General features: G+C 62.1%; 11 protein-coding genes. 6 read left to right on the top strand and 5 right to left on the bottom strand.

Annotated features, from left to right (window positions below):
• Positions 1 to 6 precede the first annotated feature (6 nt).
• Positions 7 to 1,263: a hybrid sensor histidine kinase/response regulator gene (locus ACZ5WW_RS03460; RefSeq protein ID WP_377170116.1), complete on the top strand. Its 1,257-nt coding sequence runs from the start codon at positions 7 to 9 to the stop codon at positions 1,261 to 1,263.
• Positions 1,264 to 1,446: 183 nt separating this feature from the next.
• Here the strand turns inward: ACZ5WW_RS03460 and ACZ5WW_RS03455 are convergent, their stop codons facing one another.
• Positions 1,447 to 3,630, bottom strand: coding sequence for a prenyltransferase/squalene oxidase repeat-containing protein (locus tag ACZ5WW_RS03455; RefSeq protein ID WP_377170114.1), 2,184 nt, complete (start codon positions 3,628 to 3,630; stop codon positions 1,447 to 1,449).
• 374 nt (positions 3,631 to 4,004) lie between these two features.
• Here ACZ5WW_RS03455 and ACZ5WW_RS03450 point away from each other — a divergent pair, with 374 nt between their 5' ends.
• Positions 4,005 to 4,187, top strand: a complete 183-nt coding sequence (locus ACZ5WW_RS03450; RefSeq protein ID WP_377170112.1) for a hypothetical protein — start codon at positions 4,005 to 4,007, stop codon at positions 4,185 to 4,187.
• 14 nt (positions 4,188 to 4,201) lie between these two features.
• The gene (locus tag ACZ5WW_RS03445) at positions 4,202 to 4,819 is read left to right on the top strand and encodes a cysteine peptidase family C39 domain-containing protein (RefSeq protein ID WP_377170110.1); all 618 of its coding nucleotides are present in this window, start codon (positions 4,202 to 4,204) and stop codon (positions 4,817 to 4,819) included.
• A gap of 10 nt (positions 4,820 to 4,829) precedes the next feature.
• Here ACZ5WW_RS03445 and ACZ5WW_RS03440 read toward each other — a convergent pair whose 3' ends face one another.
• The 3 genes from ACZ5WW_RS03440 to nuoF all read right to left on the bottom strand — a co-directional run bounded on the left by ACZ5WW_RS03440 (position 4,830) and on the right by nuoF (position 8,077).
• Positions 4,830 to 5,468: a hypothetical protein gene (locus ACZ5WW_RS03440; RefSeq protein WP_377170108.1), complete on the bottom strand. Its 639-nt coding sequence runs from the start codon at positions 5,466 to 5,468 to the stop codon at positions 4,830 to 4,832.
• A gap of 677 nt (positions 5,469 to 6,145) precedes the next feature.
• Positions 6,146 to 6,535, bottom strand: coding sequence for a hypothetical protein (locus tag ACZ5WW_RS03435; RefSeq protein ID WP_464694211.1), 390 nt, complete (start codon positions 6,533 to 6,535; stop codon positions 6,146 to 6,148).
• A 147-nt stretch (positions 6,536 to 6,682) separates the two neighbouring features.
• Positions 6,683 to 8,077, bottom strand: a complete 1,395-nt coding sequence (gene nuoF, locus ACZ5WW_RS03430; RefSeq protein ID WP_377170104.1) for an NADH-quinone oxidoreductase subunit NuoF — start codon at positions 8,075 to 8,077, stop codon at positions 6,683 to 6,685.
• A gap of 100 nt (positions 8,078 to 8,177) precedes the next feature.
• Between nuoF and ACZ5WW_RS03425 the strand changes: the two genes are divergently transcribed.
• The gene (locus ACZ5WW_RS03425; protein WP_377170102.1) at positions 8,178 to 8,975 is read left to right on the top strand and encodes a hypothetical protein; all 798 of its coding nucleotides are present in this window, start codon (positions 8,178 to 8,180) and stop codon (positions 8,973 to 8,975) included.
• A 101-nt stretch (positions 8,976 to 9,076) separates the two neighbouring features.
• On the opposite strand, the gene ACZ5WW_RS03420 is transcribed toward ACZ5WW_RS03425, so the two are convergent.
• Positions 9,077 to 11,401: a DEAD/DEAH box helicase gene (locus ACZ5WW_RS03420; RefSeq protein ID WP_377170100.1), complete on the bottom strand. Its 2,325-nt coding sequence runs from the start codon at positions 11,399 to 11,401 to the stop codon at positions 9,077 to 9,079.
• Positions 11,402 to 11,766: 365 nt separating this feature from the next.
• Between ACZ5WW_RS03420 and ACZ5WW_RS03415 the strand changes: the two genes are divergently transcribed.
• Both ACZ5WW_RS03415 and ACZ5WW_RS03410 read left to right on the top strand, forming a co-directional pair.
• The gene (locus ACZ5WW_RS03415) at positions 11,767 to 12,324 is read left to right on the top strand and encodes a heme NO-binding domain-containing protein (RefSeq protein WP_377170098.1); all 558 of its coding nucleotides are present in this window, start codon (positions 11,767 to 11,769) and stop codon (positions 12,322 to 12,324) included.
• Entirely contained in the window at positions 12,321 to 15,701 is a 3,381-nt protein-coding gene (locus tag ACZ5WW_RS03410) for a PAS domain S-box protein (protein ID WP_377170096.1), read from the top strand. The genes ACZ5WW_RS03415 and ACZ5WW_RS03410 overlap by 4 nt, the downstream gene beginning before the upstream one ends.
• Positions 15,702 to 15,711 lie beyond the last annotated feature (10 nt).

Genomic DNA, 15,711 nt, shown 5'->3' with positions numbered 1-15,711 from the left:
TCAGCAATGCCCGCACCGCTGCTATCGCCCTACCACATCTTGTACGTCGATGACGAGGAGAAGGCGCTGCACTATTTCAAGGAGATCTTTGGCGACGAGTACACCATCCACATCGCGAACAACGCGATGGACGGCTACCGCATGCTGCAGCAGTACGGGGCGCAGATCGGGCTGCTGCTGACGGACCAGCGGATGCCGGGCCCGAGCGGGGTGGAACTGATGGAGCATGCACGGAAGCTGAACCCCAATCTCGTACGCATTCTCGTCACGGCGTACACGGACTACCAGGCGGCGGTGGACGCGGTGAACTCCGGGCGCTGCTTTCGCTACCTGCACAAGCCCTGGGACCCGGATGAACTGGGCATGATCATCAGGCATGCGCTGGACTACTACCACGCCCTGATCGAACGCGAGCGCCTGCTGGCGGAAAAGGCGGAGACAGTGCGTAACATGCTCTCTGCGGACAAGGTGTCCGGACTGGGCATCCTGGCGGAGGGCCTGAACCATCATCTGCGCAACGCGCTCACGGTCGTGCGTGCCTTCATCGACCTGGCGCCGATGAAGCTGATGGAGGAAATCGGGGGGGCGCATCCGCGAGATCCGTCCTTCTGGATCGATGTGCAGAACCAGGCGCAGTCGCAGCTCGAGCGCATCCAGTCCATGCTGGCCCGGCTGGCCGAAGCGTCGCATTCCAAGCGCCTGGACCGCACGGACCCGTGCCACCTCAGCAGCGTGATCAACGAGATGCTTGAGATGTTTTCAGCGCAGATGAAGGAGAAAAACCTGAAGGTGGAGGTCTCGGTGGATCCCGGGCTGCCGCCTGTCATGGTGAATGGGGCGCGCTTCCGCCAGATGTGGCGTTTGATTTTCATGGAGGAGCTCACGCACCTCAGCCCCGGCGACAGCATACACATCAGCGCCAAAGTGCGGCAGGACGGGAAAGGGCAGAACCACCTGGTGATGTATGTGCGCGACACCGGGATGTGGGAGAGCGCGGACAAGCCGGTGAATCTATTTGACCCGTTCTACACCCGGAGCCGCAAGCCGGATGATTTTGGTGTGAACATGATGGCCTGCTATGTCACGATGCATCTGCATGGCGGCACTGCAGAGGCCCGGCATCTGGAGCCGCGAGGTCTGGAGCTCGAGTTCAGCCTGCCGGTGGAAACAAACCCGGAGCCCAAGAAGGAGGAAGATTTTTTCCGTAGCCTGCTCAGCCACGAGCAGCGCTGGAAGATGCGAGATGAGATGGTGGCGGCCTAGCGGGTGCCTGAATGCCTCAAAGCGGTGTCAGGCCGCAGATCCACGACAGCGTTTTAGAAGCCAGACGAAGCGAGTCAAAGCTCTGGCGCGCGGCAACTCTGCTCATGGCGTGCTGCAACGCAAAGCGCCGGAGCAGCGATGCGTTGCGTGTGATGCCACCCAGAGATCTGGATGAGATTGAGCTTACTTGTCGAAGAAGGAGGCCTCTTCGCGGTCGCCGACTTTGAGGTAGCGGTAGTAAACTTCAAGCTGGAGGGTGCAGAGGCACTGGCGGTAGATGGGGTCTGCGGCATCACCTGCGGGCCAGTTGGGGCGGCCGGCCTTGAAGGAGCCGTCTGCCTGCTGGGCGCTGAGGATCTGGGGAAGGAACTGCTGGTTGTAGAACTTCCAGTCTTCACCGCCCTGCTGGAAGAAGGCCTGGGTGTAGTAGTACCAGCAGTAGAGGTTGCAGTTTTTGTTCCAGTCGAGGGGCTCGGCGGTGAGGAATTCGGTGAGGAACTTGATGCCTTTCTTGATCGCGGTGGTCTTGCCCTTGGCCATGGTCTGGAGGCCGAGGATGCCGACGCCGGAGAGGGACCACTGGTTGTAGTGGGCATCGCGGTTCGGGCCGCCGAAGCCGCCATCCTTGGTCTGCATGGTTTCGAGGTAGTCGGTCATCTTGCCGATACAGCTATGCAGGCCGTCGATCTTGAGGCCAGTGTTCTTGGCGGCCTTGAGGGCCTGGAACTGCCAGCCGACGACGGAGAGGTCAGCGCCGGCGTCTTTGTTGTAAACGATCTGGTCCTTGCCACCGTAGGCCCACGCACCTTTGGGGGTCTGGTTTTCGATTATGGTCTTCACGCCTTTTTCAAAGGCTTCACGCATGCCGGGGAGGGATTTGCTGCCGAGGCGGGCGAGGGTGTACATTTCACCGAGGGCGTAGGTGGCGATGCCGTGCTCGTAGGTGCCTGCGCCGCCTTTGCCACCATTGGCCTCGCCTTTCCAGCCAGTCTCGGAAAAGATGCCATAGGGGTTCTTTTTGCCGACTTCGATGAGGAACATGATGCCTTTCATGACGTTGTCGCCGTAGAAGGGGGATTCGGGGGTCTCGCAGCGGCCGAGGAAGCAGAGGAGGGCGAGGCCGGTCATGGCGCACTTGTTGCCACGACCCCAGGAGCCGTCTGCGTTTTGCTTGCCTTTGAGCCATTCGAGGGAGGCGGAGACTGCGGCCTCGCACTCGGGGGTGCCGCCGTTTTGACGGAGCTTTTCAAGGCGCTCCTGAGTGGAGCAGCGGCTGCGCATGGAGGGTGGCAGGGTGACGAAGCCGCCTGCGGCTCCCATGCCGCCCATGCCTTTGCCAAAGCCGCCGCCGGCTCCGGCCATGCCGAAGCCTCCGGCTCCGCCGAGGGCGCCACCGCCCATCATGGCGCTGACGTCTGGCATGTCGAGCGAGTCTGGCGGTGCCTCGGGCAGCGAGATGGCTGCGTTGACGCTGGTGCTCACCAGCTTCTTCATGGGCATGTTTTTGTTGATGGAGCTGCGCTTCTTCTGCTGCACTTTGTGCTGCAGGTCGGCGCTGGCCGCAGCGCCCTGGGCGGTGCCGCCACCGGGGAGGAAGTCGACCTGCTTGTCCATGACGCCGGACTGGAAGACGATGAAGAGGGCGAGGACGCCGAGGCCGGCGTGGATGAGGATGCTGAGCAGGAGGGAGCTGGCACCGGCTTTGCGCCAGAGCTGCACGAACTTGTTCGGCGGCTTGGCGATCTCGATGTGGGTGAGTGCGGGCGGGTGGTAGATCTCGCCGACGTGATGCTCGGCCACCACGGCTGCTGTCCCGGCGTCTTCGTCGTCCGTGGGGGCGACTGCCGAGACAACAGGAGCACTGGGCGCGGGCATGGCCGGGGCTGCGCTGGCCGAAGATGGAGGGGGCATGGCCGGAGCTACTGCAGCAGGCACTGGCATGGCTGCGACGGGCACGGCAGCGCTGACGGGCCTAGGGGCTGGAGCAGGGGCGGCAGTGGGCACAGCGCCAGTGGAAGGTGCCGGCGGGGGAGGCATGGCCGGCATGGGCATCTGCGGCATGTAGCCTGGAGGGTAGCCGGGCATCTGCGGCGGGTAGCCCTGGGGCATGGGGTAACCGGGAGGATAGCCCGGAGGCATCTGGGGCGGGTAGCCCTGGGGCATGGGGTAGCCCTGGGGATAGCCAGGCATCTGCGGCGGGTAGCCCTGGGGCATGGGGTAGCCGGGGGGATAGCCGGGCATCTGCGGAGGATAACCCTGTGGAGGCGGATAGCCCTGGGGATACCCCTGGGGCGGCAAGGGCTGCGTGGCTCCTGGATTTGGAGGCTGCGGCGGGTTTTGCGGTGCTCCTGGCTGCGATGGGTTCATTTCAGTAAAAGCTGTGGATCTGCATTTATATACACGGTGGCCTGCCCTTGCGACAAGATGAATTTACAGGCCCCCGAAGGATGGCCATGAGTCTGAGCGAAAACGGACAGGCTGACCGAACCTTAGAGGCGGGGGCTGATAGGGGCAGTCCGGACCCGTGAATGTAACGCTGCTGAGGCAGGTTTTTGAAGCAAATTTCTGCATGGCTTGCTTAAAAGCTGCGAGATCCCCATGAGCGGTGACGCTTTTTTCATGCTGAGGGCAGCAGGGGGGAAGGGGCCTCTACATCAGGCGCCGAAAGAGATGCATATGAGCTGAGAATTGTCATTTGCACGACAGGCTGCTCCCGATAGGATGGAGAACCCCAATCTCACATGAAAACCGCCTTGTTCCTTCTCTGCGCCACTGCCCTTGTCCTCACCTCCGCCTCCTGCGGGAAGCATTCCTGGGAGGAAACCCAGGTGCTGCATGAAGGCATGCACAAGGCGCACGCTGAAGGCCATGGCGACGCCCATGCCAAGCCTGCCGAACACGGCGAGAAGAAGGAGCACCACTAAGAGACTCCGCGCTCATGCGTCGCTACGCGGTCATCGGGCTGCTCGCGCTGGTGATTCTGGCGACCAGCTGCGTGATGCTGCGCACCTGCTGGGCGCGCATGGTCCCGGCCATTGCCTCCACCGGGGGCCGGGAGTTGCACATCCGCCTGCCGGATGAGGGGCGTACGCACCTGCAAAAGGACCAACGCTGGGCCGCGGACCAGCTGGGCCCCTCCACCGGGACGCTGGGCAGCCACGGCTGCCTCGTCTCCAGTGTGGCCATGGCCTGCTCCGACCTGGGCGTGAAGCTCACCCCGAAGGAGCTCAATGAGCGGCTCAAGAAAAACGACGGCTTCCTGCCGCAGGGCTGGGTGGTGTGGAACGCCATCCCTCGCGTGACGGACCAGAAGCTCACGGCGGAATATCACCCCGCTTCCAGCCACAAGGTGATGGACAAGGCGCTGGAACAGGGCGCCTACCCCGTGGTGAAATATTTCCTGATCGGCGGCATCCAGCACTGGTGCGTCATCGTCGGCAAAGACGGCCTGGAATACCTGGCGCGTGATCCGCTGCGGGATGACAAGGAGCCGGTGAAGCTGTCTGAGCTGACCGCGAAGATCTATGCGGTGCGGGTGATCCGGAGGGTGGAGTGAGGGGGCTGTCTCAGCGCGTGTGCCACGAGCACACGTTGTCCTGCCACGTCTTGGAATCGCGATCCGGGCCGGAGGAGTAGATGGCCGTCGTCAGTGGCAGCATTTTGGGTTGGGGATGTTTCAGGTCAAACTCAGCCTGCTTGGGATCTGAAGCTCTCGCTCCGAACTCGGGGTTGGCGATTTCGAGATCGTCGTTCGTGTCGAGAATGAGGTAATAGGGCTCACCCCAGGGATCGCTGAGCACCCACTCGTTACCTTCCTGCCAGAGGCCGTTTTTGTGGTCCCTTGCCATTGGGAGGTCGATGAATTTGATCTCCTTGGGATTGAGCGCCTTGGCTTCCTTTCTGCCGAGGAGGATTGGCAGAATGAGGCCGCGTGTGCGGAGCGAAACATCGGGACCATGCCAGTCGGACTCCGGCACGGGAAAGTGGGCGGAATCAATTTCATAGGCGGTGATCGCCGCCTGGAGGTGTTTGATGGCCGCTCTGGAGCGCAGTCTCGGTGCGTCAGGTATGCCCGGACAGACAATTACCATTGGCAGGTAAAGCAGGATGAGGACAATGATGACTCCCAAAAAGATCAGAAACCACAGGCAGCCCTTTTTCTTCCGAGAGCGCGGATCATGGCCGGGCGTGGTGGGTTCGCTCATGGGGTTGTTTTATCTGAAAGAAGTTTGGTTTGTCGAGCGCATCTTTGGCAGTCCTAAATCTCCCAGCCGAGCATGATGTGCGGCGTCAGCTGGCTTTCGCGGTCTGCTGCCTTCGGATAGGATGTGGTATGCGTGAACCTTTGGCCCTGCGGAAAGCGGTGGCTGCGTTCGTCCCTCACTCCGCAACCGCACTCCAAATTCGCTGCGCGTGCTGCGGCGTGAATTTGGAACCGGAGCGAAGCGGAGATAGACAGCCGTAGGCTGCCCCGAAGGGGTGAGCGATAGCGAATCAATGCGGCTGCGCAACGATGCACGAGTGAAGCTGCCGCTTTCGGGCGTCTCGTGGCGCAGATGGGCAGGGTGCCGGCAAACGTCCCATGGAGAGCGTCGCCGTTCTCTGTCGAGCCCCCGATGAATGCACTCACTCTGCGGAATCCTGGCCCACTGCCATCCCTCGAACCCCGGCGGCTGATTGTCCTCCCATGTCGCCGGGTCACTGTCAGGTTCGGCGGAGAAGAGGGCGATGCGCACATTGAGTGCTTTCTGCACGGCTCCGGGCTTGGGCGGCACGGTTATGAGTTCGGGATTGGGGACTTTGCCCTCGTTGTTGAAGCCGAAGATGATGTGCTGGCGCCTGCATCCTTGATTTCCAGTATGGCAAGCTGGCTCAAAGTTTCTCAAAAATCGTGGCCATTGAAAAAAGGCAGTATTTCCTCAAACCGAACTGTCACTCTCCCAAGTTCTTTTCCGCCTGAATCCAGTTCGAAACAGGTCAGGCTGGCTTGGCACTTGGTTAGATCGCGTATCTCTTGCACGATGAAATAAGTTCCAAGCATTGAAATCACTCCTTCACGGGTGATGGGCCTAGGGTCTCCTACGGCTGGTGAGGTCAACTCCAGGATGATTTCAGAAGTGAGCCCATTTCGATAGCACTTAATTTTTCCGTCCTTAGGGACGCCCTTCGGAATCGATTCGAAAAAACGAGTCACCTTTTCGATCGCTGCAGTTCGTTCAGCTTCGGCCTTCGGATCGGGGCGGTGGCAGCCACAGAGAGTCAGGCAAAGCATGCTCCACAGAATACATCTCAGGAGGTGTTTTACAGATGCTGGAGTCATGCTCGCGATGCTGCGCTCAACACTCATGCCAGCTTTCTACCCGACAGAGTCATTCTCTGTCGAGTTTGGATTTGCGATTAATTCGCCAGAGAATTCAACTCAGCCAACCAGTCCCGCAGCCGCCACCAGCGTCTCTTCATTGACGATCTTGCCGGTGAGGTCGGGTTTGCAGTCGGATTTGAGCTCGTCGCGGAACTTTTTGATGAAGCTCTGGGTGGGCCAGGAGGCGGCTTCGCCGAAGGCGCAGATGGTCTTGCCTTCGATCTGGTTGGCCACGGTCTCCAGGGTGTCCACGTCGTCGGGGCTGGCGTCGCCGCCTACGATGCGGTCGCTGATCTTCTTCATCCACAGGCTGCCTTCGCGGCAGGGGGTGCACTGGCCGCAGGACTCGTGCGCGTAGAAGGCGTTCAGGTTGTTGATGACCCAGGTCATGCTGCGGCTGTCGTCCATGATGATGACGCCGCCGGAGCCGGCCATGGTGCCGCACTGGGCCATGGTGTCGAAGTCCATCGGGATGTCCATGATGCCGATCTCGCGGCCGTCGCGGAGCTTGTACTTTTCATCCGCACGCAGCACCTTGGAGGAGCTGCCGCCGGGGATGATGGCTTTCAGTTTGCGCCCGGGCTTGAGCCCGCCGCAGAGATCGTTGATGACCTCGCCCATGGTGACCTTGCCGACTTCGACTTCGTAGTAGCCGGGCTTTTGCACATCGCCGCTGACGCAGAGGATGCGGGTGCCGGTGTTGTTCGGCGTGCCGAGCTTGGCGTATTCCGCGCCGCCCATTTCGATGATGTGCTTCACGTGGCAGAGTGACTCCACGTTGTTCACGATGGTGGGGCTCATGTAGAGGCCCAGCGCCGCTGGGAAGTAGGGGGGCTTGATGCGCGGGTAGGGGCGCTTGCCTTCGAGGGATTCGATGAGACCGGTCTCCTCGCCGCAGATGTAGGCGCCCGCACCGCGGTGCACGTAGATCTCGCAGTCAAAGCCGGAGCCGAGGATGTTCTTGCCGAGGAAGCCTTTTTCGTGCGCTTCAGCGATGGCCTTTTCGAGGATCTTGGCGGCGTAGGGGAACTCCTCGCGCACGTAGATGTAGGACAATTTGGCGCCCACGGCGAAGCAGGCGATGGTCATGCCCTCGATCAGCTGATGCGGATCCTGATGCATGATGTAGCGGTCCTTGAAGGTGCCGGGTTCGGATTCGTCGGCGTTGCAGATGAGGTACACCGGCTTGGTGTTCGTGGGCGGGATGAAGCCCCACTTCACGCCGGTGGGGAAGCCCGCACCGCCACGGCCGCGCAGGCCGCTGGCTTTGACCTCGTTGGTGATGGCGCTGCGCTCCATGGTGAACGCCTTTTTCAGCTGCTCGTAGCCGCCGTTTTCCAGGTAGCACTCGATGGACGGATTGTATCCGACGCGGTCGATGTTCTTGAAGATCAGGCGCTTTTCACGCGCGTGGGGTTCTTTTCCGGGAAGATACTGGACGGGGGAGGCCATGATGCGCAGTATCCGAGTGTGAATAAGGTGGGCAACTGGGATTTGTGAAAAATTTCACAAGGGGGCTCGGACTTGCCAAAGGGCGAACGCCAATTGGGTCATGAAAAAAGCGCCATGGAGCGGGCTAGGGGAAGAAATTGACTGCGAGCAGGAAGGGCTCAACATGTTGTGCTCAATGAAAGAAAAAGTCGCTTTGTTTTTGCTCCTGATCGGCGTGGCATGCAGTTCGCTGGCGCAGGATGCCCTGGTGGAGGAGATCACGGCCGTCAATGTGGGGAAGGCCCACATAGAAGAGGTGGAGGGGCTCGCCCGGCGCATTTTCAAGGAATCTGAACTGGTTTTAAAAGACAAGGCTGTGGCTCAGCGGTGGATGCTGCTTCTGGACGAAGCCCAAGTGGTCGAAGCTTTACGGTGCTTGTGTGAGACGAGTGCGCGAAAAGTTAAAATTTCCAGAGCGCTGGATGCCGTGGAACTGCAGGAAAGTTATCACGGAATCAAGGTTCAAACCGCCGTGGCAGAACTTGTCACCCGCACCTTGCGGCAGAATCCGCAGGAAATCGACCAAGCGAAGGTGGAGGGCAAGCTTCAAATGGTGCTGCCGATCTTGAAGAGTCTGGTGCAGCAGGGGGTGGAGCTTCGGGGCCTTCTCGGAGCTGGTTCGAGACCGGTGCTTTTCGACACTTCGCCTCCGCCGTCTGCTGCCGAGGTGGCCGCCAACAACGCCAGATCTCTACTCCCGCACATCCAAAAAGCGCAGGAGACACTCATGGATGCGGTCTGGCCTGTGTATGTGATGCGCCTGAGGTTGTCTCGTGAAGAGGCGATTGCCCGGCTCGTCCGTTCCGGACTGACCAGGGAATGTTTGGATGGCCTCCTCAAGACAACTTATCATGAATGAGCCCCTGACGCTGTGGTGAACCAGCGTGAATTTGGAAGAACTGGTTCTCGGTGAGGCTGTGAACAGGAAACTCCAAACGTCGGCTTTGCGCTAACGCACGACTACCACTTCTTTTTGAAGCCGCCGCCACCGCCGAAGCGGTTGCCGCCAAAGGGGCGCTTGGGACCGCCGCCGAAGCCGCCGCCTCCATAGCCACCACCGCTGCCGCCGCCTGCGTCTTCGCGGCGCGGGCCTTCATCGCCGCCACCGTAGCCGGGGCTGGGGCCTTCGCCTTCACGCTGCTGCCAGGGCTTGCTGCCAAAGCCGCCCTTCTTGAAGCCACCGCCGAAGCCGGGCTTTTTGAAGCCGCCGCCCTGGTGGCCGCCGCCGTAGCCTTTGAAGCCACCACCGCCGCCACCACCGAAACCGCCTTTGTTAAAGCCGCCGCCGAAGCCGGGCTTTTTGAAACCGCCACCTGCACCGCCGCCGAAGCGCTTGGGGCGGATGCCGCTGATGTTGTCCGGGCGGTCTGCATGGTCCATGCGGATGTCGCGACCGCGGATCTGGGCACCGCGCACGCCTTCGAGCACGGCTTCCACGGAGTCGCCAGGGACTTCCACAAAGCTACATTTCTCCAGCACGTCGATGGCGCCGATGCTGCCGGGGGTGAGGTCCTGAATGGTGTTGTAGAGCATGCCGGCGATGTCCTGCGGGCGCACCTGGTCCATACCGCCTACATTGATGAAGAGGCGAACCATGCCGGAGCGCGGGCCTTTCTGCACCCAGCTGCTCTGCTTCTTGGGCAGCGGGCGCTCTTCCTCTTCGGAGGAGTCATACTCGTTGTCAAATTTGGCCGGGGCCGGGCGCGGGGCTGCGGCTTGGTGATTTGTGGGGCCGGCGTCCTCTTCTTCAGCCGGGCGGGCCTCGGTTGCGGCTGCTGGAGCTTCTGCGGCTGGGGCGCCATCGGCTGCCGGGGCGGCCGCTTCGGCGGGGGCAGGGGATTCCGTGCTTTCAGCTGCTGCGGCAGCGGGTGCTGTTTCAGAGGCCGGTGCGGGTGCGGGTGCAGGCTTGGGAGCAGGGGCGGCGGCCTGCGGGCGCGGCTTGGGCTCGAATTTCTTGCCGGTGCGGTCTTCGACGATCTGCTCGGTCTCGCGCACCTGGTCTTTCATGAGCAGGTCCATCAGCGCGCTGGCGATCTCCGTGGGGGAGAAGCCGATGTCCAGCAGGCGCTGGATGCTGTGCTCGTGGTTGGTGTAGCTGGCGCCTTCCAGCACGGCCTTGACCTTCTCGAAGGTCTTGTCCACGCGGGTGGCTTCCAGCTCCTCCTGCGAGGGCACGCGGGCGCGCTCCACGCGGATGTTGATGAAGCGCTGGATGCGCTGCATGAGGTAGATTTCACGGCCTGCGACGAGGCTCACGGCCTTGCCGCTGCGCCCGGCACGGCCGGTGCGGCCAATGCGGTGCACGTAGTCTTCGGCGTCGTAGGGCAGCTCCAGATTGACGATGAGGTCGATGTCGTTCACGTCCAGGCCACGGGCGGCCACGTCGGTGGCCACGAGGACTTCCACGTTGCCGCTGCGGAAGTTGCGCATCACGCGCTCACGCATGGTCTGGTTGATGTCGCCGTGCAGGCGGTCGGCGGCATAGCCACGGGCCACGAGGGCGTCGGTGGCGTCGTCCACGGCGCGTTTGGTATTGGCGAAAACGATGGTCAGGCGCGGGGCCTCGATGTCGATCACGCGGCAGAGCACCTCCAGCTTGGAGCGGCCCTGCACTTCGTAGTAGCGCTGCTCGATGGTCGGGGTGGTGAGCGCCTTCTGCTGGATGGTGATGGTGGCGGCGTTGCGCGTGTAGTTTTCCACCAGACGGCGGATGCGCGGCTCAAAGGTGGCGGAGAAGAAAATCGTCTGGCGCTCCGCAGGCACGGCCGCCATGAGGCGGTCGATGTCGTCGCTGAAGCCCATGTCCAGCATCTCGTCAGCCTCGTCAAAAACGAGTGTTTTCAGACCGTCGAACTTGATGAGTCCGCGCTCCATGAAGTCCAAGATACGGCCCGGGGTGCCGACGACGATCTGGGAGCCGCTCTGCAGTGCACGGATCTGCCGGTCATAGGAGGCGCCGCCGTAAACCGGGGTGGCGCGCACGCCTTCCTTGAAGGAGGCCAGCTTGTGGATCTCCGCGCAGACCTGCATGGCCAGCTCGCGGGTGGGGCAGAGGATGAGGGCCTGCACGTGGCGCTGGGAGCCGTCCACGCCCTGCACCACGGGAATGCCAAAGGCCATGGTCTTGCCTGAACCGGTCTGGCTCTGGCCCACCACATCGCGGCCGGTCAGCGCCACGGGAATGGCCTGGGCCTGGATGGGGGAGGGCTGCTCAAAGCCAAGGGATTTAACGGCTTCAAGAAGCTCGGGGGCGATTCCCAGTTCAGGGAAGGTGTGTGTACTCATAAAACGAAACTAACGGACGGTCGAATTCGACAGATAACAATGCATGCCCTCAGAATTTGAGGGGTGTCATACTGTCACCGATGAGGGGAGATAGCAAGGGCTTTGATCTTGGGGCCCCAGGGAAGGGGAGGGGGCGAGCCATCCTGGCGCTTGTGCAATTGCCAAAGAGTCGCTGAAATCCCCCCCCCACCTCGGCTGACAATCGGCCTGTCGGCCGCCTGGGTGGAGACGTATGAGGGGTGAGTCAGCGCCGATATGTGTGAAACAAGCGAATCCCCCCAACTGTGGAGGGTGAATGAAAAGAATGCTGTGTGATGTTTGACCTAAATATCCGCTGATTTACTCAAGCCCAGCCTTTTCCCACCATGTACGGACTCGTTAACAAAGCCATAGAAGAACTCGTCACATCCAGCTACGGGGAGGATAAATGGCGAGCGATCAAAGAAAAGGCAGGGGTGGATGTGGAGGTTTTCATCAGCAATGAGGGCTACTCGGACGAGATCACCTACCAGCTCGTGGGTGCCGCCTCGGAGGTGCTGTGCATCACGGTACGGGAGGTGCTCATCGCCTTTGGCGAGCACTGGGTGCTCAAGACGGCGCTGCACGGCTACGGGGCGATGATGCGCTCCGGCGGTTCCTCGCTGAAGGAGTTTCTCATCAACCTGCCCAACCTGCACACGCGTGTGCAGATGATCTATCCGGCTCTGCAACCGCCGCGCTTTGAGTGTCAGGACTTGACGGACTCCTCCATGAGCCTGCACTACTTCACCCACCGTCCGGGGCTCACTGACTTTGTGGTGGGGCTGGTTCAGGGGCTGGGAAAGCTGTACAACACGCCTGTAATGATCACTGTGGCTGCGCTGAAGACGGAGGGGGCGGATCACGATGTTTTTGACATACACTGGACTCTTCCCACTGCATGAGCACCAGCATTATTGGAAGGATTCCCAATGAGGAGTTTCTCAGAGCATTTCCTTTCTACTTTGCGTGGGATGAGCGCGACTGCATCGTGGAAACCGGGCCGTCCCTGGTCAAGGTGTGCCCGTTGGCGGCGCCGGGCGTACGGGTGCAGGATCTCTTCCTAGCGGTGCGACCGGAGGGGGAATTCAGCGATGCGATGGCGAGATCCCTGCCGGACCACCTGATGCTGCTCATGAGCCGGCAGACGCAGTGCATGCTGCGCGGGCAGGTCATCTCGATGGATGAGCCGCGCTTGGGCATCATGCTGGCCACGCCGTGGATCACGGACCCGGACCAGGTGGAGACGCTGGGGCTTTCGATGCGAGACTTTGCGGTGCATGACCAGACGCTGGACCTGCTGCAGGTGCTGCAGGCGCAGCGCATGGCTTCCGAGGATTTGATCAAGCTGAACAGTCGGCTGACGGAGCAACGCACGCGGCTGCACAAGCAAGAGGCGGACGCGCGCAAGCTGGCGCTGGTGGCTGCGCGCACGGACAATGCTGTCATCGTCACAGATGCGCAGGGGCGCATCGAGTGGGCGAATGAGGGCTTCACACGCATGACGGGCTGGCGTGTTTCAGAGGTGATCGGGCGGAAGCCGGGCTCCTTTCTGCAGGGGCCGTGCACGGATGCCGCAACGGTGAAGAGCATCAGCAACGCGCTCAAGGATCAGCAGGGCATCCGCACGGAAATCCTGAATTACCACCGCTCTGGGCGCAGCTACTGGAGCGCGCTGGAGATCCAGCCCATTCTCAACGAGGACGGGGAGGTGGTGAACTACATGGCGATCGAGAGCGATGTGACGCAGCGCCGGCAGGATGAAAAGAGGCGCAGGCTGGAGTACTCCGCCAGCCGCATCCTCGCCGAATCGGGCTCCATGCGGCAGGTTTGCGCGAGGGTCATTCAGAAGATGTGCCAGCAGCTGGGCTGGCCGGCGGGATTTCTTTGGATGCTGGATGAGAATGAAAAAGCACTGCGCCTGGCGGAGCTGTGGCACTACCCCGGGCGGGACATCTCCACGCTGGTTGCGCTAAAGCAGCAGGCGGCCTTTGCCGCTGGGGAGGGTACACCGGGCCTGGTGCTGCAAACGGCGCAAAGCCAGTGGACGAGGGATCTGGCGCTGATCACAGACACACCGCGCGCCGTGTGCGCGCTGAGTTGCGGGCTGCGCGGATGCATCGGTTTTCCAATCATCTCCGGCGGTGAGGTGCTGGGCGTGGTGGAGCTCTTTGCCAGTGAGGTGGTGGACCCGGACGAGGCGCTGCTGCAGGCGCTCAGCAGCATCGGCAACCAGATGGGCCAGTTCATCGTGCGCAAGAGCTCGGAGGATCAGCTGGCGCGCTCCATTGCGATGATGAAGGCTGTGCTGGACGGCGCGGCGCACACCATCATCTCCACCACGCCGGAAGGCATCATCGTCACTTTCAATCAGGCGGCGGAAAGGCAGCTCGGGTATGCGGCGGAGGAGATCATCGGCTGCACCACGCCCTCCATCTTTCATCTGCCTGAAGAAGTGGCCGCGCGTGCGGCGGTGCTCACGAAGGAGCTGGGGCAGACCGTGGAGCCGGGCTTTGACGCCTTTGTGGCGAAGTCCCGCCTGGGCACGCCGGATGAGTGCGAGTGGACTTACGTGCGCAAGGACGGCACGCGCTACCCCGTGCTGCTGAGCGTCACCACCTTATTTGATCCGCATGGGAAGATCATCGGTTACCTGGGCATCGGCTCGGACATTACCGCCAAGAAGCGCGTCGCGCAGGAGCTGCTGGAGGCCAAGGAAAGCGCCGAGGCGGCGAACCAGGCGAAGAGCGACTTCCTCGCGACCATGAGTCACGAGATCCGCACGCCCATGAACGGCATCATCGGCATGTCATCGCTGCTGCTGGACACCGAGCTGTCGCCCAAGCAGCGGGAGATGGTGGACTCCGTGCGCCTCAGCGGAGATGCGCTGATGACCATCATCGAGGACATTCTGGACTTCTCCAAGATCGAGGCGCGGAAGCTGGATCTAGTGGAGGAAGCCTTCCGGCTGGACTCCGTGATCGCCGGCGTGGTGGACCTGCTGCAGCACAAAGCGGCGTCACGCTCCATCGAACTCATCGTGCGCGTGGCGCCGGACGTGCCGGAGTCTTTCCTGGGAGATCCGGGCCGCCTGCGGCAGATCCTCATGAATCTGGTGGGAAATGGCATCAAGTTCACGGACGAAGGCAGCATCCGCATCCAGGTGAGCCGCCTGGGCACCACGGCGGAGGGCGAGGCGGAGCTGGAGATCAGCGTCACGGACACGGGCATCGGCATGACAGAGGCGCAGCAGCGGCAGCTCTTCCAGGCCTTCACGCAGGTGGACAGCTCCAGCAAGCGGCGCTTTGGCGGCACGGGGCTGGGGCTGACGATCAGCAAGCGGCTGGTGGAGCTGATGGGCGGAAGCATCGGCGTGGAGAGCCGGCGCGGCGAAGGCTCGCGCTTCTGGGTGCGGCTGCCACTGCATGCCATTGAAGGACAGAAGCTGCCATCCCGCGAAATGCCGGAGGCTCCTGAAGACACCGTCCTGCAGCCCGCCGCAGACGGCAGCCGGCCGCACCTGCTGCTGGTGGAGGACAACGAGGTGAACGCCCGAATGGCCATGATGATGCTGGAGAAAAACGGCTGCCCCGCCGAGGTGGCGCGGGATGGAGAGGAGGCCGTGGAGCGCTTCGCCAGCGGGGTGTATGACGGCATTCTCATGGACTGCCACATGCCCGGCATGGACGGCTACGAGGCCACACGTGCCATCCGCGAGCTGGAGGCCAGCCCGGAGTGGCGGCGGCCGCGCTGCCGCATCATCGCCATGACGGCGAATGTGCAGGCCGGGGAGCGGGAGCGCTGCCTGGATGCCGGCATGGACGACTACCTCTCCAAACCGCTGCGCGCCAGGTCGCTGCAGGAGGCGCTGGGCCGCGTGCATGTGCTCTCTGAAAGCGGGGCATGCGCCCCGCCCACGCCGTGGTGCGCGGAGGACTCCGGCTCCGCGCGGGATGCGCTCCAGCAACTGGCGGCGGAGCTGAGTACGGAGGACGCTGTGGAGCTGATGGAGAACTGGTTTGCCGATGCGCCCAAGCGCATCCTGGAGCTGGAAAAACTCGACGGTGGCGAGGATCAGGCCGCGCTGCGCCGCACCGCACACGCACTGAAAGGAAGCAGTTCGCTCTTTGGCCTCACGGCCTTCCACTCCTTGTGCCGTGAGCTGGAGCTGAGCGCGGAGCAGAACCAACGTGCCGTGCAGACAGGGCTCATCACGCAACTGAAGCAGTGCTATGAAACTGCGAGGCCGGAGCTGCAAAAGCTTATGAGCGCGCTGAAGTAGGGGGGACCCC

It is taken from the genome of Prosthecobacter fluviatilis (genome assembly GCF_055388355.1).
This window is presented reverse-complemented; position numbering and strand designations above follow the sequence as displayed.

Excerpts from the sequence above, each read along its gene's own strand:
- ACZ5WW_RS03460 (WP_377170116.1), top strand. The coding sequence starts at position 7 with ATGCCCGCACCGCTGCTATCGCCCTACCACATCTTGTACGTCGATGAC.
- ACZ5WW_RS03455 (WP_377170114.1), bottom strand. The coding sequence starts at position 3,630 with ATGAACCCATCGCAGCCAGGAGCACCGCAAAACCCGCCGCAGCCTCCA.
- ACZ5WW_RS03450 (WP_377170112.1), top strand. The coding sequence starts at position 4,005 with ATGAAAACCGCCTTGTTCCTTCTCTGCGCCACTGCCCTTGTCCTCACC.
- ACZ5WW_RS03445 (WP_377170110.1), top strand. The coding sequence starts at position 4,202 with ATGCGTCGCTACGCGGTCATCGGGCTGCTCGCGCTGGTGATTCTGGCG.
- ACZ5WW_RS03440 (WP_377170108.1), bottom strand. The coding sequence starts at position 5,468 with ATGAGCGAACCCACCACGCCCGGCCATGATCCGCGCTCTCGGAAGAAA.
- ACZ5WW_RS03435 (WP_464694211.1), bottom strand. The coding sequence starts at position 6,535 with ATGCTTTGCCTGACTCTCTGTGGCTGCCACCGCCCCGATCCGAAGGCC.
- nuoF (WP_377170104.1), bottom strand. The coding sequence starts at position 8,077 with ATGGCCTCCCCCGTCCAGTATCTTCCCGGAAAAGAACCCCACGCGCGT.
- ACZ5WW_RS03425 (WP_377170102.1), top strand. The coding sequence starts at position 8,178 with ATGAAAAAAGCGCCATGGAGCGGGCTAGGGGAAGAAATTGACTGCGAG.
- ACZ5WW_RS03420 (WP_377170100.1), bottom strand. The coding sequence starts at position 11,401 with ATGAGTACACACACCTTCCCTGAACTGGGAATCGCCCCCGAGCTTCTT.
- ACZ5WW_RS03415 (WP_377170098.1), top strand. The coding sequence starts at position 11,767 with ATGTACGGACTCGTTAACAAAGCCATAGAAGAACTCGTCACATCCAGC.
- ACZ5WW_RS03410 (WP_377170096.1), top strand. The coding sequence starts at position 12,321 with ATGAGCACCAGCATTATTGGAAGGATTCCCAATGAGGAGTTTCTCAGA.